Source organism: Alkalihalobacillus sp. MEB130 (assembly GCF_032335535.1).
GTDB lineage: Bacteria > Bacillota > Bacilli > Bacillales > Bacillaceae_D > Halalkalibacter.
The window spans coordinates 59,719-83,406 of the sequence record NZ_JAOANA010000002.1; the positions used below are offsets into that span (position 1 = coordinate 59,719).

General features: G+C 38.0%; 28 protein-coding genes. All 28 read right to left on the minus strand.

What is annotated here, in order from left to right:
- Window positions 1-9: 9 nt before the first annotated feature.
- The 28 genes from N0O92_RS02080 to fliG all read right to left on the minus strand — a co-directional run bounded on the left by N0O92_RS02080 (window position 10) and on the right by fliG (window position 23,686).
- Window positions 10-324, minus strand: a complete 315-nt coding sequence (locus N0O92_RS02080) for a hypothetical protein (RefSeq protein ID WP_315612954.1) — start codon at window positions 322-324, stop codon at window positions 10-12.
- 5 nt (window positions 325-329) lie between these two features.
- The gene (locus N0O92_RS02085) at window positions 330-1,709 is read right to left on the minus strand and encodes a flagellar assembly protein A (protein WP_315612955.1); all 1,380 of its coding nucleotides are present in this window, start codon (window positions 1,707-1,709) and stop codon (window positions 330-332) included.
- Between the two features lie 27 nt (window positions 1,710-1,736).
- A complete protein-coding gene (locus N0O92_RS02090) occupies window positions 1,737-2,501 on the minus strand; it encodes a FliA/WhiG family RNA polymerase sigma factor (RefSeq protein ID WP_315612956.1) in 765 nt (254 codons plus the stop codon).
- Window positions 2,502-2,549: 48 nt separating this feature from the next.
- Window positions 2,550-3,041: a chemotaxis protein CheD gene (locus N0O92_RS02095; protein WP_315612957.1), complete on the minus strand. Its 492-nt coding sequence runs from the start codon at window positions 3,039-3,041 to the stop codon at window positions 2,550-2,552.
- Complete coding sequence (locus tag N0O92_RS02100; RefSeq protein ID WP_315612958.1) at window positions 3,034-3,669, minus strand: chemotaxis protein CheC; 636 nt, start codon at window positions 3,667-3,669, stop codon at window positions 3,034-3,036. The genes N0O92_RS02095 and N0O92_RS02100 overlap by 8 nt, the downstream gene beginning before the upstream one ends.
- Window positions 3,670-3,684: 15 nt before the next feature.
- Window positions 3,685-4,731, minus strand: coding sequence for a protein-glutamate methylesterase/protein-glutamine glutaminase (locus tag N0O92_RS02105; RefSeq protein WP_315612959.1), 1,047 nt, complete (start codon window positions 4,729-4,731; stop codon window positions 3,685-3,687).
- 33 nt (window positions 4,732-4,764) lie between these two features.
- A complete protein-coding gene (locus N0O92_RS02110) occupies window positions 4,765-5,622 on the minus strand; it encodes a MinD/ParA family protein (RefSeq protein WP_315612960.1) in 858 nt (285 codons plus the stop codon).
- Window positions 5,615-6,766 carry a flagellar biosynthesis GTPase FlhF gene (flhF, locus tag N0O92_RS02115; RefSeq protein ID WP_315612961.1) on the minus strand — a complete coding sequence of 384 codons (1,152 nt, stop codon included), beginning with the start codon at window positions 6,764-6,766 and terminating at the stop codon, window positions 5,615-5,617. Before flhF ends, N0O92_RS02110 begins: the two co-directional genes overlap by 8 nt.
- Window positions 6,763-8,799 carry a flagellar biosynthesis protein FlhA gene (flhA, locus tag N0O92_RS02120; protein WP_315612962.1) on the minus strand — a complete coding sequence of 679 codons (2,037 nt, stop codon included), beginning with the start codon at window positions 8,797-8,799 and terminating at the stop codon, window positions 6,763-6,765. The genes flhF and flhA overlap by 4 nt, the downstream gene beginning before the upstream one ends.
- Window positions 8,800-8,829: 30 nt before the next feature.
- A complete protein-coding gene (gene flhB, locus N0O92_RS02125; protein WP_315612963.1) occupies window positions 8,830-9,924 on the minus strand; it encodes a flagellar biosynthesis protein FlhB in 1,095 nt (364 codons plus the stop codon).
- A 1-nt stretch (window position 9,925) separates the two neighbouring features.
- Window positions 9,926-10,702 carry a flagellar biosynthetic protein FliR gene (fliR, locus tag N0O92_RS02130; RefSeq protein ID WP_315612964.1) on the minus strand — a complete coding sequence of 259 codons (777 nt, stop codon included), beginning with the start codon at window positions 10,700-10,702 and terminating at the stop codon, window positions 9,926-9,928.
- On the minus strand, window positions 10,702-10,971 hold the full coding sequence (gene fliQ, locus N0O92_RS02135) for a flagellar biosynthesis protein FliQ (protein ID WP_315612965.1): 270 nt from the start codon (window positions 10,969-10,971) through the stop codon (window positions 10,702-10,704). Before fliQ ends, fliR begins: the two co-directional genes overlap by 1 nt.
- A 14-nt stretch (window positions 10,972-10,985) precedes the next feature.
- Window positions 10,986-11,690, minus strand: a complete 705-nt coding sequence (gene fliP / locus N0O92_RS02140) for a flagellar type III secretion system pore protein FliP (RefSeq protein WP_315612966.1) — start codon at window positions 11,688-11,690, stop codon at window positions 10,986-10,988.
- Window positions 11,690-12,406 carry a flagellar biosynthetic protein FliO gene (gene fliO / locus N0O92_RS02145; protein WP_315612967.1) on the minus strand — a complete coding sequence of 239 codons (717 nt, stop codon included), beginning with the start codon at window positions 12,404-12,406 and terminating at the stop codon, window positions 11,690-11,692. Before fliO ends, fliP begins: the two co-directional genes overlap by 1 nt.
- 34 nt (window positions 12,407-12,440) lie before the next feature.
- Entirely contained in the window at window positions 12,441-12,803 is a 363-nt protein-coding gene (cheY, locus tag N0O92_RS02150; RefSeq protein WP_315612968.1) for a chemotaxis protein CheY, read from the minus strand.
- Between the two features lie 18 nt (window positions 12,804-12,821).
- On the minus strand, window positions 12,822-14,045 hold the full coding sequence (gene fliY, locus N0O92_RS02155) for a flagellar motor switch phosphatase FliY (protein WP_315612969.1): 1,224 nt from the start codon (window positions 14,043-14,045) through the stop codon (window positions 12,822-12,824).
- Complete coding sequence (gene fliM / locus N0O92_RS02160; RefSeq protein ID WP_315612970.1) at window positions 14,038-15,030, minus strand: flagellar motor switch protein FliM; 993 nt, start codon at window positions 15,028-15,030, stop codon at window positions 14,038-14,040. The genes fliY and fliM overlap by 8 nt, the downstream gene beginning before the upstream one ends.
- Before the next feature lie 34 nt (window positions 15,031-15,064).
- Window positions 15,065-15,496, minus strand: coding sequence for a flagellar basal body-associated protein FliL (fliL, locus tag N0O92_RS02165; RefSeq protein WP_315612971.1), 432 nt, complete (start codon window positions 15,494-15,496; stop codon window positions 15,065-15,067).
- Complete coding sequence (locus N0O92_RS02170; protein ID WP_315612972.1) at window positions 15,497-15,709, minus strand: flagellar FlbD family protein; 213 nt, start codon at window positions 15,707-15,709, stop codon at window positions 15,497-15,499.
- A 64-nt stretch (window positions 15,710-15,773) separates the two neighbouring features.
- Window positions 15,774-16,565: a flagellar basal body rod protein FlgG gene (gene flgG / locus N0O92_RS02175; protein WP_315612973.1), complete on the minus strand. Its 792-nt coding sequence runs from the start codon at window positions 16,563-16,565 to the stop codon at window positions 15,774-15,776.
- A gap of 88 nt (window positions 16,566-16,653) precedes the next feature.
- Window positions 16,654-17,031, minus strand: coding sequence for a TIGR02530 family flagellar biosynthesis protein (locus tag N0O92_RS02180; protein WP_315612974.1), 378 nt, complete (start codon window positions 17,029-17,031; stop codon window positions 16,654-16,656).
- A 31-nt stretch (window positions 17,032-17,062) separates the two neighbouring features.
- Window positions 17,063-17,536, minus strand: a complete 474-nt coding sequence (flgD, locus tag N0O92_RS02185; RefSeq protein ID WP_315612975.1) for a flagellar hook assembly protein FlgD — start codon at window positions 17,534-17,536, stop codon at window positions 17,063-17,065.
- Between the two features lie 8 nt (window positions 17,537-17,544).
- Window positions 17,545-19,518, minus strand: coding sequence for a flagellar hook-length control protein FliK (locus tag N0O92_RS02190; protein WP_315612976.1), 1,974 nt, complete (start codon window positions 19,516-19,518; stop codon window positions 17,545-17,547).
- Between the two features lie 33 nt (window positions 19,519-19,551).
- Entirely contained in the window at window positions 19,552-20,112 is a 561-nt protein-coding gene (locus N0O92_RS02195; protein WP_315612977.1) for a MotE family protein, read from the minus strand.
- A 12-nt stretch (window positions 20,113-20,124) separates the two neighbouring features.
- Window positions 20,125-20,562: a flagellar export protein FliJ gene (gene fliJ / locus N0O92_RS02200; RefSeq protein WP_315612978.1), complete on the minus strand. Its 438-nt coding sequence runs from the start codon at window positions 20,560-20,562 to the stop codon at window positions 20,125-20,127.
- 2 nt (window positions 20,563-20,564) lie between these two features.
- The gene (gene fliI / locus N0O92_RS02205; RefSeq protein ID WP_315612979.1) at window positions 20,565-21,887 is read right to left on the minus strand and encodes a flagellar protein export ATPase FliI; all 1,323 of its coding nucleotides are present in this window, start codon (window positions 21,885-21,887) and stop codon (window positions 20,565-20,567) included.
- Window positions 21,865-22,677 (minus strand): flagellar assembly protein FliH, encoded by an 813-nt coding sequence (gene fliH / locus N0O92_RS02210; RefSeq protein ID WP_315612980.1) that lies wholly within the window; start codon window positions 22,675-22,677, stop codon window positions 21,865-21,867. The genes fliI and fliH overlap by 23 nt, the downstream gene beginning before the upstream one ends.
- On the minus strand, window positions 22,670-23,686 hold the full coding sequence (fliG, locus tag N0O92_RS02215) for a flagellar motor switch protein FliG (RefSeq protein WP_315612981.1): 1,017 nt from the start codon (window positions 23,684-23,686) through the stop codon (window positions 22,670-22,672). The genes fliH and fliG overlap by 8 nt, the downstream gene beginning before the upstream one ends.
- Window positions 23,687-23,688 lie beyond the last annotated feature (2 nt).

The window sequence follows — 23,688 nt, forward strand, 5'->3', positions numbered from 1 at the left end:
AATCCTTTCTCAACCAGAAAAGTCAATAAATTTCCCTTTAAAAGGATGATCTGCTTGTTCCCCAACTGCTTCTTTTTCCTCTTCCTTTTGATTTTGTTTTTTCTGATTTGAATTATGTCTATTTTCCCCATCGTCTCTTAACCGAATCTGCTCTTTTCCTTCTGACTCATTCACTTGCTTTCTTTTTCTCTTATCTTCTGCTTTTTGATGCTCTGTCAACACATGATGACTCACATGCGCTCGTTGCTGGAGCTGATCTTGAATTTTCCCTGTTTTTGGTGAAATAGGAAAAGAACCTTGTGCTTCTATTGGACGCAAACTCATATAATTTAGCCTCCTGTTATGACAATTTCACTATCGATGAGGGAAATATGCGGTTGGTAAACGATGGATAGCAACTTTCGCCGATACTTTCCAAATTGGACATTTACATTTGGATACATGGTTTTGCTTTTTATATGTCCCGAATCATGGATTCTTCCGTCCGTATCTTCTTCTACTCTTTCGCTGATTTCGTCTATTTTTTGCTTTGTTACTTGGAAAGAATGTTGAACTTTTACTTTTAACAACTTCTCATGAGGAGGGAAAACCTTCCCTTGTTTTTCTTGATCTATGTATACTTTGAGTAATTTTCCTAATTTCATAAATTCGTCTTTTAGACGGGTAAGCTCATCCTCTCTTTCTTTTTGTTGACGTAAGGCATGTTCATGCATTCCGATAAATAAATTTGTACGCGTTTGCATCTCATTTCCAATTTCATGTGCCACAATACTTTTTTTTGCAGAAAGCGTACCACCAACAATTAATCCCTTACCTCCCATACAAACGATATTCTCCTCTGCGGAACAGTTGCTATGTAAGATGGCTTGAGTCACTTCAATAGATCCTTTGGCTATGACAGTTCCTTCATTAATAAATGTAGTTTGTATATCTCTTTCTGCTTCGAGATGGGATTGGTTTTGACCTACAATTCCTTGTCCAATAAAAATAGACCCGCCTGATATAATTTTGGCTGACTCTACAGTTCCAGTTATACGTATATCTCCCCCTGCTTCTACAGTAAAACCCGAAGGAACATTCCCATGTATCGTTACATTCCCAACAAAGGAGATGTTGCCTGTTTTCATAGAGAGATCACTTTTCACTTCAAAAGTAGGGTGAACATGCACCGTGTTTCGGTCCACACTTATCTGCCCATCAATAAGTGAATAGAGTACTTGTTCCTTTTCTACGAGTCTTGTGTTTTTCCCTTTTCTCAATACAACATCTTTACCCCGTTTCGGCTGAACGACTTCGCCGTAAACGTTAAAACCTTGTTCCCCTTGTGTAGCTTTTATTTTTTCGGCTATTTTATCACCAGCTTTTACTGAGGGAATGTCCAATATCTCTTTTAAATTTACATTGTGCTTCGTTTCTATATTTTTATCTCTTTTCTCAAAATGAATATGTTGTAAATATGCAGCGTCTCCATCTACTGCTGGTTTGCCTTGCGCAAGAACCATCTTCAAAATAGGCAATCCTTTGTCATTCATTATAGTTTCAATTACATTTGATTCAATACCATATGTTACACCAAATCCATTAATAAATTGAAAAAGAGTATCTTTAGACAAGTCAACCTCATCAGGTACATTCTCACACTTTGTTATAAAAGCCCTCATTTTATCGTCAGAGACCGTTATTTTATAATATTGTTCCAAATCATACATTTTTGATCAAATCCTTATTAGTAATGGTTATAACATTTTCTTCATTGCTTGCTGAAGTTTAAACAAAGATTTTGAATGTATTTGTGATATTCGAGAAGTGGAAAGTTCTAATATTTGACCTATTTCCGTTAACGTTAATTCTTCAAAGTAAAATAAGCTTACGACCAATTTTTCTTTTTCGCTTAATCCATCAATGACCCTTGCTAACTCTTTTTTTGTTTCATCTTCAGCTGAGTATTGCTCTGGGGACTTCATTACCTTGTCCTCAATTAAAGATGCGTAGGTCTCATCCTTCGTTGTATCTTGCGCGCGCTCGTCAATGGAAAGGATGTTTGACGCATAATACTCAGTCATTGCCTGTTCTACTTCTTCAGGTTCCATATTCAATTTACTTGCTACTTCATCACTTGAAACAAACCGGCCGTATTGTTGTTCTAGCTTTTCTGTTGTTGATTCTATTTTTTTTATTTTGTCTCGTAAAGACCTAGGAAGCCAGTCCTCTTTACGAAGACCATCTATGATTGCTCCCCTTACTCTAAACGATGCATACGTATCGAATTTCAAATCTCTATTGGGGTCAAATTTTTCTAGAGCATCATATAATCCAATAAGCCCATGGCTTTTTAAATCGTCTGTTTGGACACTTTTTGGCAACCCTAACGAAATACGTTGAACGTGATAATTTACGAGTGGCATGTAACGACGAATTAATTCATCACAAGCAGTATGGCTTCTCTCGACAATCCATTTATCCCAGAGTATTTGATCTTCTACTGTTGTTACATGTCCCATAAGCTACCTCCATTAACAATATAAAAGTATATGTAAAACTCACAAAAATTAAATTTCCTTTGTTCCCTGATTGACTGTACGAATATGTAACATTTTTGTAACAGGATTAAATTCAATCGTACGACCACTTTTGCCGCCAACATCTTCAGAAATCAATGGAATTCGAAGGTCTTTTAATGTTGCTTTTACCGCCTCCACATTTCGTGGCCCAATTCTCATCAAATCACTTGAACCTGTTGAAAATGAAAACATTTGGGCTCCGCCCGCAATTTTTGCTTTTAACGAAAAGGTTTTCGCACCTAACTTCTCCAGTTCCATTAACAAAGCAGGTATAGCTGTATCCGCATATTTCGCTAAATTGGTCTGGCCTTGCCTGTTCAATGATGAACTTGGGAGCATAATATGGGCCATCCCTGCTACTAACCTGATTTCATCATAAACAACAACTCCAACACAAGAACCAAGACCAGATGTACGAATCGTATTAGGCGGATTGACGACTTTAAGATCTGCCATACCAACTTTTATGACATCACCCATTCTCATGCACTCCTAATGCTTTAAAGATTTTTTCGAAGGAGTCTGGGTCAGGCAGTAAGAAAAAATGACCAGATATCGGTTTCTCAGCTTCTAGTTCCATCATTTGCGTATCAATGACAATAGCATAGTCTCCCACTACTGAAAGGGGTATTAATCCATAGCTTAAAATGGCACCTGCCATGTCCACACTAAATCCAGGCACTGAAGGATATAGAGATAATTGAGTGAAATCTGCCAATGAGGATAAGTACGAACCTGCTAATATATTTCCAACTTCTAAAAAAGCAGATACAGCCATTTCATCAAAAGGTGGATTCATTAATTGGATCGACTCCTGATGGATTAAATGACGAATTAGTTTCTCTGTATCTTCAACCGTCGAGATAAAAAACATACTTCCTGGAGCTTCTCCCTCAATTCGTAAAAATATAGCTGCTACTTTCGTATCGGCTCCACCAACATGGTCAGGAAGTTCTTGAAAACTAGCAATGCGGACAGCTGGTACTTTCATATCAATTGTTTTATTTAACAACTGTGATAATGCTGTAGCTGCATGCCCGGCTCCAATATTGCCAATCTCCTTTAATACGTCCAAGTGGTAATCCTTTAACTTCTCCATAAATTCCACGATAATGCCCTCCAATCAAAACCGTTTTAAAATTCGTTCACTGATTTGCTGTACATGGACAACTTCATCAACTAGCTTGGTTTGAATCGCAGCTTTGGGCATTCCGAATACAGTACAAGATTCTTCTGACTCTGCAATTGAGTAACAATAATGACCTTGTTTCTTTAATTGCATCAATCCCTCCGTTCCATCTGCACCCATGCCTGTCATGATGACAGCGATAGTTTCAATCTCCGGAAACATTGCCAGTGACTCAAACATCACATCAACGGACGGTCTGTGGCCACGTCTAGCTTCTTCTTGGTGTAAGTGAATAGCATAAATAGAACCGACCCGTTTTGCAGTAAGGTGGAAACCTCCAGGTGCGATATACGCCGTACCATTTTGTAAAATTTCTCCGTCTTGCGCTTCTTTTACGTGAATGTGCGATAACGAATTTAATCTATTAGCCAATGAAGCAGTAAATCCAGCCGGCATATGTTGCACTATTAATATAGGAGCTTCAATATTAGCTGGAATTTTTGTTAAAACATCCTTTAAGGCTCTAGGTCCGCCTGTAGACGTCCCAATAGCAACTATTTTCTTTTTGGTTACAAATTTTTCTACTTTCTTTACGGGAAGAGGCCGGTCCTCTCGGGCCGGTCTCTTTTGCCGTACGTTGGCTTTTGCAGCATGTAGAACTTTTTCGATAATTTGTTTTTCAACTTTATCAATATCCAAAGAGATAGCTCCCGAAGGCTTTGTCACAAAATCAACTGCACCATACTCTATCGCTAATAGCGTATTTTCTGCACCTGCCTTCGTTGTACTGCTCACCATGACAACAGGGCATGGGTCTTCATCCATTATAAGTTTTAACGTATCCAATCCATTTAAGATCGGCATTTCGACATCCAAAGTTATTACATCGGGACGAAGAGTTTTACGCTTGGTAAGGGCGTCTTGACCATTACGAGCGGTCCCTATCACTTCCATTTTCGGATGTTGATTCAACATTTCTGAAATCACTTTTCTCATAAAAGCAGAATCATCAACAATAAGAATTTTTATAGTATCAACCAAGCTTTTCTCCCAACTTTCTGTACGGGAATTTTTTTATTGTTTAGATGCCATTATTTTTTTCATTTTGCCAATAAATTGGCCAAATTTAGTCGGCTGATGCAACTCACCTATATAGGAAGAGGCAAGTTGTTTCACTGCTTTGCTTGCTTTTGTCTGATCATTCCAAATGACAAACGGGATTTGAGCTTTAACAGCTTTTTTTACGTTCGTATCATCAGGAATAAAGCCAAGAATAGAAATCTCCTTTGATAAAAATTGCATAGCGACTTTTTTAAAGCTATTTAGTGTACGGTTTCCTTCTTGTTCCGAGTCTGCACGATTAACAATCAAGTAAAGTGGTTTTTCATTTTCTTGTAAGTAGATGTATTTCAGCATTGAATAGGCATCTGTAATCGACGGAGGTTCCGGAGTTGTCACAATAAAAACTTCATGAGCTGCTAGAATGAACTCTAAGCTTTCTTTTGTAGCCCCTGCCCCCATATCTAAAAAGATATAATCAAATTTCTTTCCGATTTTTTCAAGTTGAGAAAAAAAGCGGTGCATTTTCTCTTCATTTAATTTAGAAAATGTAGAAAAACCAGATCCTCCAGCTATATAGGAAATACCAACGTCTGACTCTTCCATGATATCCCAGACAGACAACTGATTCTCAAGCATATCAAGGAGGTGATATGAAGGCGTAAGTCCCATCAATATATCTAAGTTCCCCATTCCAATATCAAGATCAATAATCGCTACTTTTTTATTCAGGTTTGATAGCGAAATCGCAAAGTTTAAACATACATTCGATTTCCCTACTCCTCCTTTTCCACTTACCACCGCAATTACTTTCGCTTCTTTTTCATCGTTCATATTTATTAGCCTTCTCAGACTCTCTGCTTGGTCATTCATACTTGCTCACCTCAAGCACACTGTCAAGTAAATACTTAATCGTTGCTTCAACAATATCATCTGGGACATTTTGTCCTGTTGTTATATAGGCAAACCCTTTATCTAGATCAATGGGAATGTTTAAAATCGCTCCATACGAACTTGTCTCATCTTGCTTCGTTAAAATTACTTGATCTAGGGGGATCAAGCTGAATTGATTAATAATGTTTTTCATATCTTCGTATTTAGATGTTAACGACAAAACAAGATAAGTGGTTGCATCTTGCTCGAAGTCAATCACTTTTGATAATTCATCTACATACAATTTGTTTTGAAAATTTCTCCCAGCCGAATCAACAAGTATTAAATCATAATGCTGAAATTGTTCAATGGCCTTTTTAAAGTCTTCAATAGAATAAGCAACTTCTAAAGGGATATTCAAAATTTTGGCGTATGTTCTTAACTGGTCAACAGCTGCAATACGGTACGTGTCTGTTGTAATTAGAGCTACTTTCTTTTGCTTTTTCAAAACACAATGTGCAGCTAACTTAGCGATTGTCGTTGTTTTTCCTACGCCTGTCGGACCGACTATATTTATAATCTTCTTATCAAAAGCGATTCCCCCTATTGGGACTTTAGAAAGAAGCTCTTGTAAATAAGTATAAAGATCCTTTTTAATTGCTTCTTTGTTTCTCTCTGGAGCCGTTTGTTCATACCATTGCTTCATCATATGCTTCATGATCTTTAAACGAATAGTATCCGTAACACCTTGTGTACGCAATTGATCATCCATCTCTTGAAATGGTTCCGGGTAATCCTTTTGAATTGGTTTATTGTCATTCATGCCTTGAATAAGCTCTTTTAATTGATTGATTTCTTTCATTAGATGAGCTTGATTAGTCGATTCTTTTTTTGACTGAACTTGTGAAGGAGCATGGGCCTGTCTACTACGGGAGATAGAATGATCTTGCTTCCGAATAGGAGCTCGAATTACAGTAGGATCAATTGCTGCAATGACTTCAATTTGTTTTTTTGTAAAAAAACCAAGAAACCCACCTACGTCCACTTCTTTCGAATTTAGGATGACTGCATCATCACCAAGCTCTGAACGGATTACCTTCATTGCTTCATGCATCGAGTTTGCTGTATATTTCTTTACTTTCATTCTATATTCACCACTCCCACACTTTGCACTTCCACGTCTGCTTCGAGTTCATTGTAAGATAAAATTGGAACATGAGGCAAATATCTCTCTAGCAACTGTCTTACATACATCCGTACTGCCGGAGAACATAGAATAACAGCCTGTTGCCCCATCTGACTTAGCCGATCTGTTTCGGTTGCCGCCGCTTCAAGAATCGCTTGGGAATCATTCGGGTCCATAGAAATGAAGTTACCATGTTCGGTTTGCTGAACAGAATCGGCTACTTTTTTCTCAACTTGACCGCTTAATGTAATAACATATAGTGGCTCACCAGGTGTTGTCATTTGTTTTGATATTTGACGTGACAGCGATTGCCTTACATATTCAGTCACTAAGTCCATATCTTTAGTCATATGGCCGTAATCAGCAAGTGTTTCAAATATAATTGGTAAGTTTCTAATTGATACATTTTCCTTTAAGAGATTCGTTAGAACCTTTTGTATCTCACCCGTATTTAGTGAATTAGGAGTCACTTCTTCTACAAGCACTGGATAAGTTTCTTTTAAATGATCAATTAGCTGTTTTGTTTCTTGGCGACCCAATAACTCGTGAGCATGCCTCTTAATCACTTCCGTTAAATGAGTAGATACAACAGATGGTGGATCTACGACAGTATAACCTGATAACTCTGCTTGTTCTTTCATTTCTTCCCCAATCCAGAGAGCAGGTAGACCAAAAGCCGGTTCAATTGTATCAATTCCTATAATGCTCTCATCTTCAAACCCTGGACTCATTGCCATATAATGATCAAGCAACAAATCACCTTTTGCAATTTCATTTCCTTTAATCTTTATCGTATATTCATTTGGTTGTAACTGAATGTTATCTCGTATACGAATCACTGGCACAATCATACCTAATTCAAGTGCCATTTGACGTCGAATCATAACGACACGGTCTAATAAATCTCCCCCTTGATTTGCATCTGCAAGAGGAATTAAGCCATATCCAAATTCAAATTCAATAGGATCAATCTGTAACAGATTGACGACACTTTCTGGAGATTTCAGATCATCCGTTTCTCCCTCATCTTCCACTTGGTCGTCTTCCACCAGTGCCAGTTTTTCATCTCTGGAAAGAAAATAGCCACCAATACCAAGTAAAAACGCAATAGGAAAGGTAAAGATCGGACTAATTGGTGTTATTACCCCTAGAAGAAAGATTGTTCCGCCTGCAATATAGAGCATTTTCGGATAGGCAAAAATTTGCTTTGTTATATCATGTCCTAAATTCCCCTCAGAGGCAGCACGAGTTACAACAATTCCTGTTGCGGTTGAAATAAGCAAAGCAGGTATTTGACTGACAAGACCATCCCCTACAGTTAATAGAGTATAAGTAGAAGCCGATGTAGCTAAGTCCATTCCCATTTGAGTCATTCCGATAATAAGCCCAAATAACAGGTTGATAATAACAATGACAATCCCGGCAATAGCGTCTCCTTTTACGAATTTACTAGCACCGTCCATCGAACCATAAAAATCTGCTTCACGTTCAATTTTTTCTCTTCGTTCCTTTGCCTCTATATCTGAAATCATTCCAGCATTCAAATCAGCATCAATACTCATTTGCTTACCAGGCATGGCATCTAATGTAAAACGTGCCCCTACTTCTGATACACGTTCAGCACCTTTTGTAATAACTAGGAATTGAATGACAATCAGAATGAGAAAGACAACAAAACCAACTAAAGCGTTTCCTCCAACAACAAAATTCCCAAATGTATCAATCACATTTCCGGCATTAGCTTCTCCTAAAATCGAACGTGTTGTCGATACATTTAGCCCCAGACGAAATAGGGTAACAAGCAAGAGCAATGTTGGAAATATGGAAAATTGCAAAGGTTCTCGTGTATTCATTGCAACGAGAATGATAATTAGAGCAAGAGAGATATTGATAATGATTAAAAAGTCTAACATCGCCGTTGGTAACGGTATGATGAGCATGATGACTATTAAGATAACACCTAGTAAAACCGAAAGATCTCTTGCTCCCACAAAACTTCTCCCCTAACTAAATCGAAATAACTAATTTATTTGTTTATTTTTCAGACGATATACGTAAGCAAGCACTTCAGCTACCGCTTTAAATAGCTCTTCAGGAACAACATCGCCAACGTCCGTCTGATGATACAACGCTCGAGCAAGCGGTCTATTTTCAACGGTTACGACCTTATGTTCAGCCGCTACCCCTTTTATTTTCTGAGCCATAAAATCAACACCTTTTGCAACTACAAATGGTGCATCAGCTTTTTCCTCATCATATCGCAATGCAACAGCAAAATGAGTTGGATTCGTAATAACGACATCCGCTTTCGGTACTTCTTGCATCATTCGTTGCATTGCCATTTCCATTTGTTTCTGCTTACGTTTTGATTTGATACGAGGATCCCCTTCCATGTTTTTATGCTCATCTTTAATATCTTTTTTTGACATTTTGATTTGCTTTTCATGGTCATATTTTTGATATAGATAATCGGGTATTGAAAGGATAAGGAGGAGAATCGCTACTGAGATTCCTAAGATTGCTGTAAGCTCCGCAATCAAGACAAATCCATCTGCTACGCTTTTTTGTGACAGCATCATAACTTCTTCTAATCTAAGCCAAATAATGATAAACACAACAACGCCAGCTAAAGATATTTTTAATAATGATTTCAATAGCTCAACTAGCGCTCGCACAGAGAATATTCTTTTTGCCCCTTTTATAGGGTCTAATTTTGATAATTTCATTTTGATCGCTTCAGGAGCGAAAAGAACCCCAACTTGAATATAACTAGCCAATACTCCAGCAATAAGAGCAATCAACATAATAGGCAAAAGAACGATAGCTGCCTCCATAACTAATTCGTAAAACATCGCAGCAAAATTTGCTTCCGTCATATCCATTAGCAAATATGTTTGAAATGTGTGCTTTAATAAATTAAATAACGTTTCTCCAAGTAGTCCACCGAACATCCATAGAAATAGAAAAACTAATAGCAAAATAATAGCTGTATTAACATCGGTACTTTTCGCTACTTGTCCTTTTTTCCTTGTATCTTGACGCTTTTTCGGGGTCGCTTTTTCCGTCTTTTCTTCGGCAAAATACTGAAGATCAATTCGTAGTTTGAACCTTTCCATATTATGCCCCCCCCAGTAATTGTAACAGAGTCCTCATGGCGATAATCATTTGATCAAATAAACGTTGTACCACCATAAAAAAGACTCCCATAAAAACCGTTAATAGAAGTAAACCAACAATAATTTTCAAAGGCATCCCGACGACAAAGACATTCATCTGAGGTACAGCTCTTGAAACCATGCCTAAACCAACATCAACTAAAAATAAAGAACCTACAATAGGAAATGCCATTTGAAAGGCAATGATAAACATAGCATTAAACGTTGTAGCCACATACTGAATTACATTTTCCTGACCAAATGGAAGAGTCACTTGATCCATAGGGACATACTGATAACTATAGAAAATTCCATCTAACAGCAAATGATGTCCATTAACTAGCAAAAGAAAAAGTAACGCAAATGTATATAAATAACTTCCGGTAAGTGGAGTTTGCGCACCTGTTTGAGGATCGACTACGTTAGCAATCATAAACCCCATACTATAGTCTATAAATCCACCTGCCACTTGAATGGCATACAAAAGGATGGCGGCAATTAATCCAACAAATAAACCAACCATAACTTCTTTTATTAAAATCAAATAATACATCGAGTCTATTACGATAACAGGATTATCTAAGGTAAATACCATTGTCCAAGCTAAGAAAAGCGATAAGCCTATCTTTAACATATTCGGAATGGATCGATGTGAATAAAGTGGCAATACAGCTAAAAAAGCGAGCACTCTCATAAACACTAGCAAAAAAGCAGGCAAAACATTTACAAATTCAATCATTAGCCAATAAACCTATGAAGATTGCTGAAAATTTGGTACGTGAAATTAGTAACATTAGACAACATCCACGGACCAAATAGAATTAACGCTGCAAAGACTCCAACAATTTTTGGTATAAAGGCTAGTGTTTGTTCTTGTATTTGTGTTGTTGCCTGAAAGATACTCACCAATAACCCAAGTCCAAGTGCCACAAGAAGAAGTGGTCCTGCAACAAGGAGCACCGTCCATACACCATTTTCAGCCATACTAATGACAAATTCAGGACTCATAATCCCACCACCCTTTAATTAAAGCTTAGAAGCAATGATTGAACGATCAAATACCAACCATCTACTAGTACAAACAACAAGATTTTAAATGGCAAAGCGATCATAACAGGTGGCAACATCATCATCCCCATCGACATTAACACACTCGCCACAATCATATCGATTACTAAAAACGGAATAAAGATTAAGAAGCCTATTTGAAAAGCCGTTTTTAGTTCACTTATAGCAAAAGCTGGAACAAGTGCAGTTAATGGAATATCATCAAGCGTTTCTGGACGATCCAACCCTGCATACCCCATAAACAAAGCTAAATCTTTCTCTCTAGTATGATTAGCCATAAACTCTTTAATAGGAACACTTGCTAAATAAAAGGCTTCGTCTTGATCAATTTCTCCTTCAAAAAAAGGTGTTAATGCTGTTTCATTCACTTCAGCGATAACAGGAGCCATGATAAAGAAGGTTAGAAATAGAGCAAGTCCAATTAACACTTGATTGGGAGGCATTGATTGTGTAGCCAGCCCTTGTCGTACAAAAGACAAAACAATGACAATTCTTGTAAAGCTTGTCATCAAAATAAGAAACGATGGTGCTAATGATAAGACCGTTAATAGAATAAGAAGCTGAATGGTTGTTGCGACATTTGCTGGTTCATCTGTAATAAAATCTAGATCTAATCCTGGAACAGTCGTGACAGCTGAAATAATCAAGTAGTCAAGCATTAGATGTCACGCTCCCTTGCCGCATCACGCAACTTTTGTTGTGATTTTGACACGTCTTTTAACTGGTTTTCAAGTAAACTTTTAAAAGGATCTTGGCTCCCTTTTGTTTCTTTAGTTGTAGATCCCTTTCCTTGTTGGCCTTTTGTATTTATTTTATCAGAAATCCAATTAATGGCTTTTTCAATAGGTTGGTCAAACTGTTCTAGTTGGTCTTGTTGGTTTCTAAGTAGGGACTCCACTTCTGTTTCATCTTCTATTTCTTTCAAAAGCTGAATGGAATCTCCAACACCAACAACTAAAACACGTTCACCAATTTTTATTAGTTGAACGGATTTATTTGCCCCAAGCGGGACTCCTCCAATATTTTCTAACGTTTTAGATGATCGAAACGATTGGGACCGTTTATTCAAAAAGCGTAACAGTACGTAAATAAGAACAACGACAAGTGCTAAAGCACTAATCATTTGTGCAAAAATCAAGAATGTATTTTGTTCCGGAATAATTTCCATTTCCGCAATTTGTTCTGTTTCTGTTTCACTAACAGGCGCATCAGAGATGGTTTCTTGCTCACCGGCTGGTTCGTCGGTTGTTTGATTGCCATTTAATGTTTCTGAAACCCTTCGATTTTCATCAGTAGTAGTTGCTTCTACAATATTTTGCGCACCACCGACAGGTAGAAGTAAAATAAGTGCGAGTATAAGTAATTTTCTGCCCATTAAGTAAGAAGCTCCTCCATTTCCAGTACCATTTCTATCCGAGTGTTTTATTAATCGCCTCTAACACTCGATCTGCTTGAAAAGGTTTGACAATGAAATCTTTTGCTCCGGCTTGGATCGCATCGATTACCATTGCTTGTTGTCCCATAGCAGAACACATTATAATCTTAGCACCAGGGTCAATGGATTTGATTTCCTTTAATGCCGTAATTCCGTCCATTTCAGGCATAGTAATATCCATCGTGACAAGATCTGGAGACAATTCCTTAAACTTTTCCACCGCTTGAGCCCCATCATTTGCCTCACCAACAACGTCAAAACCATTTTTGGATAATATATCTTTAATCATCATTCTCATAAAAGCAGCATCATCAACAATTAACACTTTTGCAGACATGTGTTCATTCACCTTCTCTTATTTTAAATTTTTAATACGATCTTGTTGACTCACAATATCAGTTACTCTCACACCGAAGTTTTCATCTATTACAACGACTTCTCCTTTGGCAATTAACTTTTGATTCACCAATATATCAACTGGTTCACCTGCTAATTTATCTAGTTCAATAATAGACCCTTGAGTGAACTCTAAAATTTCCTTAATAGAGCGTTTGGTTCTCCCTAACTCAACTGTAACTTGAAGTGGAATATCCAATAGCATATTTAAATTATTTGATTCATTTTGTGATAATGATGGAGTTTCAAAGGTGGAAAAAGCCGCTGGTTGAACATTCACTTCACGCTCATGATACCCACCTAAATGCTGCTGTCCTCTTTCTTCATAATGAGTTTGAGGCGTTGATGCTGGCGGAACAGAACTTCTTACTTGTTCACGTACTGGCTCTGTTCTTTCTACTTGTGGAGCTTGTTCCATAATAGGTAAATCTTCTTGCTCCACAGGCTGCACCATTTCCTCGGATCCTGTACCACCTGGATTCATTAACTCTTCTACTAAATTTTTGGCAAACGAAACCGTCACTAATTGCATAATATTGGAATCAATTAATTCCCCAACTTTTAAACGGAAAGAAGTTTTAACAAGAATTTCATCTTGAGGAACGTTCGATGTTCCTTTGTCTTCTTTCACATCCATTAGATCAATCCCAGGTGGTGAAATATCGACTTTTTTATTAAAAATTGTTGACATCGATGTAGAAGCAGAGCCCATCATTTGATTCATCGCTTCTTGCACAGCGCTCACATGCATATCCGTTAGATCCAGTGAAGGGTTAATTCCATCTCCACCAAGCATTAAATCAGCTATAATAGCCGCATCGCTTGTTTTAATAACAAGTAAATTAATTCCTTGAAATCCTTCAGTATACTCAACATGAATCGCTACATGTGGTTGAGGAAACTCTTGGACTAGTTCGTTTCTACTTATAATAGAAAGTTGCGGTGTCGTAATATCGACTTTTTGATTCAATAGGGTTGATAATGCTGTTGCGGCACTACCAAAAGAAATATTTCCAATTTCCCCTAATGCATCTTTTTCAATTTCAGACAAATAATCTTCTAATTTTAGTGAACTCCCACCATCATTTGATGCTACCGTTTCTTCACTAGTTTCCTCGAAATTATCACTAACCCCTTTTAAGAGCTCATTAATTTCATCTTGGGAAAGCATCTCATCATTCATCTTTTTCTGCCTCCTCCACTAATTGTGTCACTTGAACCGCAATATGGTTCTTCGTTTTCCCTGGTTGTGCCAAATACTTTCTTTCCCCACCTACAATGATGGAAAGAGGTTGATTAATAAACTGATCTAGCTGAATAACATCCCCAACATCCAACTGTAAAAATTCTTCAATCGAAATTTCTGAACGTCCTAGTTCTGCCTGAATAAGCAAAGGAGCCTTTTGAATATTTTTTTCAATTCGTTCTATTTCACCAGGTTGTCTTTGTTTCTTCTTTTCCTGCATCCAATAATGAACCGAAAGCTTCGGTAGAATTTCTTCTAAGACAACGTGCGGAAGACAAATATTGATCATTCCAGATGTTTCTGCAATCGTTGTAGAAAGTGAAATAACGACAACTGTTTCATTTGGCGAAACCATTTGTAAGAATTGTGGATTTACTTCAATATCTTCCATAACCGGATCAAGTTCAATAATTGAACTCCACGCCTCTTGAAAACTATCTAGCGTACGCTGGAAAAGCTGAGACATTATCCGTGTTTCAATTTCCGTTAAATTATCTACTTTATTCACGCTAACTCCTTTGCCCCCTAGCAAACGATCTAGCATGGCATAAGCGATATTCGGATTAATTTCCATTAGCAATCGACCGTCTAATGGATAAGGCTCAAATACATTTAAAATCGTCATTTTCGGAATAGACCGAATGAATTCTTCGTACGGAAGTTGATCAACGGAAGCGACAGAAATTTGAACATACGTCCGTAATTGTGCCGAAAAATACGTAGTCAGCAAACGAGCAAAGTTTTCGTGAATACGTGATAAACTTCGAATTTGGTCTTTTGAAAATCGAAGTGCTCGTTTGAAATCATAAACTTTAACTTTGGACTCTTTCTCTTCTTTCTTTAATTCTTCAGCATTCATTTCTCCCGTAGAAAGTGCTGATAACAGGGCATCTATCTCACCCTGTGATAACACGTCAGCCAAGCCCCTCACCTCTTTCTCTAGGTAACAAATACCTCTATTGGACTACCCACGTAGTTGTATACACTTGGATAACTTCCCCTTCTTGCATTAACTTATTAATTTGATCACGAATGTCTTTTTCAAAACCTTCAATTCCTTCAGGACCAGCTAAATCTGAAGCTCTCTTCCCTGAGAGCGAACGTAAAATAATGTTATTCACTTGAAAATCTCGTTTTTGTACTTCAGATAATGCAGATTTACTGTCAACATGTATGCGAAAAGATGCCCGTACATAATCGTTAGATAAGAGGTTAGTTGTGATTTCCTTCGTTTCAAATGACTGAGCGATAATTTCATCGATCGTTGGTTCAGCGTTTGGATCTGGTTCCTGTAAGTAGTGATTTACAAGTACAAATGCCACCACACCAACTAAAGTTAGAGATACTAATATGATAAGCATGATGTTTACAAGCTTATTTTTAAACAATCAAAACTCCTCCGTATCTTTGTAAATTCCAATTAATCCTATTTGGGTAAAACGAGCATTGATTATCCGATGTATTTCGTCCATGCTATTACGTACGACAATTTTCTTTCCGCTTATTAGCGTAATTGTGGTATCTGGAAATGCTTCAATTTGTTCAATTAACATGGCATTAAGTAAAAAAGGTTTGCCGTTTAAACGAATAAGTTCAATCATAGATAAATGAATGGGCTAGACTTGGCTAGCCCAATCCTCCTATTAAAGTATATAGTTTAGTAGATTAACGTTTCAGATTTACTAATTCTTGTAAAATCTCATCCGAAGTCGTAATGATACGTGTATTAGCCTGGAAAGCACGTTGCGCAACGATCATTTCAGTGAATTCTTCTGAAAGGTCAACGTTCGACATTTCAAGAGTACCTGCAACTAGAGTCCCAGTACCGTCAGCACCTGGTGTCGTAACTTGCGGAGCTCCAGAGTTGGCAGTCACTTGATAAAGGTTTCCACCTTCTTTTTGTAACCCTTCAGGATTGGCAAAGAAAGCCAAGGAGATCGTAGCAACTGTATTTAAAGCACCTTGATTATCAACAACATTTACATTACCTGTTTGGCTAATACTAAAACTTTGTGAGTTAGCTGGGATATTAATCGGTGCATTCCCTGCGTCAAGTAAGTACAGACCGTCCGAGTTCACAATAAATCCCTCTTGATCTAAATAGAAGTTACCCGCTCTACTATAGAAAGTATTCGCACCTTCTCCTAATCTGAAGTACCCATCTCCAGAAATACCTAAGTCTAACTCCCGATTTGTATTTTGAAGACTTCCTTGCGTATGAATCGTATCAATCGATGCTAGTTGTGAACCTAATCCAACTTGTTGCGGGTTCGTTCCCCCCATACCGTTCCCTGGGCCTGACGCTCCTGCAATTTGTTGACTTACCATATCTTTAAATGTTGTACGGCCCTTTTTATAACCGAATGTATTAACATTAGCGATATTATTACCGATTGTATCTAATTTCGTTTGCATATTTTTCATTCCAGAAATTCCTGAATACATTGAACGTAACATGTCATTTTCCTCCTATAGTTGACTGCTTCAATCCTTCCACAGTCATCAGACCTCCCTGTTCGGGTCCAGTCTTCGATATTATTATTTTTTAATCAATAATGATGGTTCCATTAATATTGGTGAAAATTTGTGATTGCGCTTCTTCTCGATTCATCACTGTAATCACGGTATCATTTTTTGCACTAACGACAAGGGTTGCATCATCCGTAATAACAAGGGAATCAGTAACCCCTTTTTGTTTTGCTTCCTTGACCTTTTCTTGGATGGTCAACCATTTTTCTTCAGGAATTTCAATTCCCCTAACATCCATTCGCTGCTGGGCATGCTTGCTTACTTTTAATTCCGTTGTACGTGACATTTCATCATGTAACAAATGATGAAATTGATTGTTTTTAGGTTGATTGACCGTCTTACGAGTAGGCTTGGGAAGTGTATGCAACGATTGAGCATAAATCCTTGGATCCATTTCCATCACGCCCTTACATGCCTAATATGTGTTACTCTGTGCTTTTCTTTTGTTCATCCGCTTTGCTTACTTGAACAAGCTGTTCATTGCTAATCCATCTACCGTCATCAAGTTGAACTCTAAGCAATCCATTACTCTCAAGCCTAACAGCCGTTACGACATTATCCACAAGTTCAGTTCTGGAACGATATTCATCAATTTCAACTTCACGTTTCCATTGAACTTTTTTGCCAATAAGTTCACTGTGTTGAACTAGATTTTGACTTGTTTGCATCGTGACAAATTTTTGCATCGCTTGATTCATATTTGTCATTTGTTCTAATGACGAAAATTGAGCCATTTGAGCAATAAATTCGCGGTCATCCATCGGATTAGATGGGTCTTGGTTTTGAAGTTGTGTAATAAGAATCTTTAAAAAATCATCTTTTCCTAAGATGCCTTGTCCGGTTTGCTGAACTTGCTTTGTTTGATTGTTTAACATTAACCCTTCGTGAATCGTTGTCATATGATCACCTAAATCTGTTCATTAATAGTAACTTCCTGTAAAATGTCCTCAAAAAATGTGCTTGGCTCGTCTTGATCAGATTTGCTGTCAGAGCGCTCGTCTCGTCTTTGTTCCTCTTTTGAAGACTGTTTGTCTTTCTGCCGTTCGAACGGTTCGTGACTTACCTCCACTCGCTCCACTTGTAATTGCTGTTGAACAAATGCTTGACGGAGTTGCTGTAATTGCCCCTCAACCAACTCCCTTGTTGCTTGAGTTCCTGTTACAATACGTGCCGTCAAAATCCCATCTTGCTGCGATAGCTGTATGTTTAATCGTCCTAGATGTTCAGGATATATTTTTATTGATAACGTTTGAATGCCTTGTGGAGTTTGAGTAAACGTTCCACGTTTTAATAGCGATTGAAATTGCTTCACCAATTGCTGTTGCTGAAGTTCTTTAGGCAAGCGCTCCCCGATGAACAACTGCAAAGAATCCATTCTAGTTAGTCGCTCTTCTACAGACTGATTGTAACCCGGTTCAATAGCTCCATTTAAAATATTCTGACGAACCGCAACTTCCTTATTTTGTTCAACGATTCCCTGATAGTCACTTTTCAAATGCTCACTACTGGATGAATTCCTACTAGAAAATAAAAGAGATTTCCATTCTCCTGTACCTTCATTTATTTCTTGCATGAAGGCAAACAAAGTTGAGAACACCGATGATTTTGCTAAAGTCTCCCTAGGCGTTTCTAAAGCAACGCTCATAATCTCATTGACACCCTCACTTGAAATCATAGTAGGTGGGAATTTCTGTCTCACCATTTCTTGAACGGTTTCACCACCTTCAAAATAAAGAAAGGCTAGAAACTTCATTTGCTTTTCTTCAGACCAGTTCGAGATTAAATTCAAAGGTTCTTTCGTCTCTAATCGAATTGCAGTGAATTCTTGCTGCCAGTCCTTCGGTATGTGATCTTCCTTCATCTGGATACCTCTCTCATTTAGAAGACCCTTTGTTTGAAACTCATGAACCAATTCATCTAATAAAGAGAAAAACATACTTGACTGAATACCGTTAGGAGGCTCTAGCTCGGTGTGAACAGACGTTTTAGTTGTTGCAAGAAAAGCTTGTTCAACCGGCTCTTGTGTTAGAGCTAAAAAAATCAATTGTTTTGCTTCAGACCAGTTTGACACTTCACTCAAAGTTCCATTTGATAGATTGGACCAAATAGCACGATAGTCTTCTTGCCAACTAGTAGGTAAGCTTTCCACGTTTTCTCGAGCTATTTCCACTTTATTGCTTTGATCTAACTTTATCGAAGCAGCAAGAACTTCCTCTAACTGAGACAACAAAGGTGTGCGCTCTTGTGCACTAGTCATTTGGTTTAAGTGACCTTCCATCATATTAAAACGTGGCAGGAAATGAGCAGGACTTGTTACCTTATAATTAGTAGGCTCAGTTGCATCTTTAACTTGGTCTTTCTTCACGTCTAAAAACACACTAGCTAAATCTTGCTCAACAGATAGGTCCATCTCTTTAGAAAAAAAGTTTAATTGATCTAAACCGACCTCGATATTCGCAAGAAATGGCGCAGGGACATTTTGTCTTATTCCCTCTTTTACTGACTCAGCTCCTAGAGTGTAAGTGATGGCTAAAAAGGCGGCTTGCTTTCCTTCAGACCAATCTGCTACTCTTGTCAACCTTACGTCATCTGAATGTATCGAGAGCGAATAGAGCTCTTCTTGCCATTCTTTTGGGAGATGCTCTATTTCAGATTCAAAAGAAATCTCATTACTCATAACTGTTCCTAATGCTTGAGACAACCAATCAAACTTTGATTCTTCATTTTCTTCGTATGGTTGATCTGATGATGTCGTTAATCCACTTAGTACATGTGAAAACATTTTTTTACCATCTTCAATTGGAAGAACCTTATTAGAAGACGAAAAATTGGGACCGTTTGAAAAAGTCATCATTGCTGCATGTGCCGCGATCGTATTCATCTTTTCACCTCCTTTCAAAAACGCAATTGCCACTTACTCGTTAGCAAATCGACTCATTAAATCTGCAGCTACTTCACTTTCCATTTTAGAAAGGATTCCAGCTCTTGCATCTAGCGAGACTTGTGATAAATGTAAAAGCGCCTCTTCTGCAGGTAATTCTGATATAATAGAAGCCGCATTCTTGGAAGACATAGACTCATAAATTTTTGCTATATCTTTTAAATCTTGCTTTGCTTCATACTGATAATCAGATTCTACTGCGAGTTGTTCTCCAGCTTCTATCAATTCGCTTTCTAGCTGTTCAATCGTCTGCTCACGCTGCTCAATGATTTGTTGCAATCGAATAATCTCAGCTTCTTGTTCACTAATTCGCTCATCTAACAAACGAACATCTACTTCTTCTATCTCTACTTCCTCCTGAACAAGAGAAGAAAGAACGGGAACATGACCTGCCACTTCCTTTGTTTTGTCTAACATATCTACTCCAAGAAAGGAAAGGATAACGACAAATAAAATGATGGCAAAAAGTACTGGAATACAAATTACGAGAAAAAACCATTGAAATTTGCTATATGACCTTTCTTTTTCACTCATACCTTTTCACCTTCAACGTTTTACAAATAATTGCACCGATAATTCATCCATTTGAATTAATTCCCGGCGCTTCAATTCTTGTTGATATTGCTCATGTTTCAGTTGTTTCATTTTTTCATATTTTTTCACTTCAATTGTTTTTAAAACTAAATCCTGCTCTTTTGCAGCCATTTTTTCTCTAGCTACCTGTGTAGCATACTGCTTGTGTTGAATCGCTTGTTGCAGACGAAAGAGTTCATTTTGATGTTGTTGCAATTCATAGATGGACGTTCCTGATGTAATCTGATTTCTCGCCTGCTCTTCTAAGCTTTCCTTCGTCTTCAGCAATTCGTATAATTGCGTTGCCACAATTTCAAAATGATCAATTGCATCTTGGTATTCAGCTTGTACTTTGATTTTTTCTCTTTCTCTAACTTGCATCACTTTTTGCAAAGTAAACTGAAATGACATCGTTAGTTACCACCTTTCGAGAATTCTTCCAATAACCGCTCAATAGATTGATCGATGGTGGTTTCTTCCGTTGTAGACTGTTTCAAAAAATTGATCACTTTCGGATACATTAGAATCGCTTCATCAATCTCTTTTGAAGCACCACGTTTATAAGCACCGATGTTAATTAAATCTTCATTTTCCGTATAGGTTGATAAATAAGACCTAACTTGATCAGCTGCCTGTTTGTGCGGCTCATTTACAATATCAGCCATAACACGACTGACGCTTTTTAACACATTTATAGCTGGAAATTGTCCTTTGTTTGCTAGAGTTCGATCGAGTACTAAATGCCCATCTAATATTCCGCGTACGGCATCAGCAATCGGTTCATTCATATCATCTCCATCGACAAGAACAGTGTAAAAAGCAGTAATGCTTCCCCTAACATCTGTCCCGGAGCGCTCTAATAATTTCGGTAGCATCGCAAACACAGAAGGCGTGTACCCTTTAGACGTAGGTGGTTCACCAACAGCTAAACCAATTTCTCGTTGAGCCATAGCAAATCTCGTAACAGAATCCATCATTAAATTCACGTGTAGTCCTTGATTTCGAAAATATTCAGCAACGGCGGTAGCTGTCATGGCTCCCTTAATCCGCATTAAGGCTGGTTGATCAGAAGTAGCTACAACGAGGATCGACTTAGCTAATCCTTCTTCCCCTAAATCACGCTCAATAAAGTCTTTCACTTCTCTTCCACGTTCCCCTATTAAGGCAATGACATTGATATCTGCAGCCGAATTTTTAACGAGCATAGAAAGAAGTGTACTTTTCCCCACGCCACTTCCTGCAAAGATTCCAATCCTTTGTCCTTTTCCAACAGTAAAAAGAGAATCAATTGCTCGAACTCCTAGTGACATTTTTTCGTGGATCCTAGGTCTAGCAAGTGGGTTAGGAGGTGGATTATCGGTTGGGAAAGAGTTAAGTCCTTTCGGTAAACTTCCCTCTGACATTAGCTCCCCACATCCATCAATCACGTGACCAATTAAACCCGTCCCTATTTTTATCTCTAACGGTTTTCCCGTTGCTTCAACCAAACAACCAGGTGAAATATCCATAATTCCATTTAAAGGCATAAGAAGGACATGCTCATCACGAAACCCAACAACTTCAGCTTTCACTTTCGTTTGCTCTTGTGATTTGCCAACTAGAATATAGCAAAGGTCACCAATTGACGCTTGTGGCCCCTTCGATTCAATTGTTAGTCCAACTACTCTAGTAACTTTCCCAAACCATTTATAAGGAGTAAGAGCAGGGACAATATTAATAAGATCCTCCGCGTTCATTGTCTCCCTCCTTAAGTTTTTCTAGAAGTTGACCTTTTAACTCACTTAATTGTTTATCAACAGTAGCCTCAATTCGTCCATATTTTGATTCAATGACACAGCCATTTTTCATTAAGCCGGCATCTGGGTATATGAATAATTTCTCGGTATGACTTACTATTTGCTCCAGTTCTTCTTTTTGTTGATTTGTTCTTTCATACCAATCTGGATGTACGTATATTCTTACGTTCTCATGCTCGCGTACTTCCGTCATAACTTGCAGTAAAATTGCAGACCACATCTCCTCGTCATCCGTCAATTTTTGACCGACAATACGTTGAGCTAGTGCAGCGGCAAGCTCGACAATAACCGGTTGCGATGAGTCTATTGTCTTTTCATATTCTTGTTCGGATTGAGCAACAATCATCTGAGCCTGCTCAATTAAAGTAGAATACGATGAAAATCCATCCGCTTGTCCTTGAGCATAACCATCTTGATACCCTTCCTCGATTGCTCTTTGTTTATGCTCCGCGATCTCTAACTCCGCTTGTTCGAGCTTACTTTGGATCATTTCAGAAATGGTTGCTGCTTGCCGCTCAGCATCAGCAACGATTTGCCTTGCTGTTTCCTCAGCTCGTTCAATTTCTCCCCGCAAATTCTGAAGTTTCTCTTCTAAACCCCCAACTTGATCATCAGGAACAGCCAACGCTTGATGATTTTGAGCATAGTTATTATCAAAAGTAGTCGGAATCGTTATTTTTTTCGCATCTCTCTCAGAGGTGTGATAACGTGATTTGATGATTTTAGACAATGATATCGTCTCCTCCACCACGAGCAATCACAATTTCACCGGCTTCTTCCAAGCGGCGAATTACAGCAACAATTCTTGATTGAGCTTCTTCGACATCACGCAATTTAACAGGTCCCATAAATTCCATTTCATCTTTAAACGTTTCTGACATTCGTTGAGACATATTGTTAAAGACAATGTCTTTCACTTCTTCACTAGCTACTTTCAATGAAAGCTGTAAATCTTCATTTTCAACATCTCTAATCACTCGTTGAATCGAACGGTTGTCAAGAGTGACGATGTCTTCAAAGACAAACATGCGTTTCTTAATTTCTTCTGCTAATTCTGGATCCTGTATTTCTAGAGCATCAAGAATCGTACGTTCTGTGCTTCGGTCTACACTATTTAAGACCTCTACAACAGATTCAATCCCTCCTGCATCCGTGTAATCTTGCGTTACAGTAGATGAAAGCTTTTGTTCTAAAATGGCTTCTACTTCATTGACAATCTCTGGTGACGTACTATCCATTAAAGCAATTCGTCTTGCAACATCGGCTTGGACTTCCTGAGGCAATTCAGAAAGTATTTGTCCTGCCTGAACCGATTCAAGGTAAGACAAAATAAGCGCGATCGTTTGAGGGTGTTCATTTTGAATGAAGTTTAATATTTGTGCTGGATCGGTTTTGCGTGCAAAATCAAAAGGCCGAACTTGCAAAGTAGACGTTAGACGATTAATAATATCCATCGCATTTTCTTCACCTAAAGCTTTTTCTAAAATGCTTTTTGCATACCCAATTCCGCCTTGAGCAATATAATCTTGAGCTAATACAAGTGAGTGAAATTGCTCAAGAATTTCTTCTTTCATTCCACTATCTACTTTTCGCACATTCGCTATTTCAAGCGTTAATTGTTCTATTTCTTCTTCTGACAAATGTTTATAAACTTGCGCCGACACATCGGGTCCAAGAGATATAAGAAGAATGGCAGCCTTTTGTTTTCCTGTTAACCCTTTGTTTGTTGAACCAACCACTA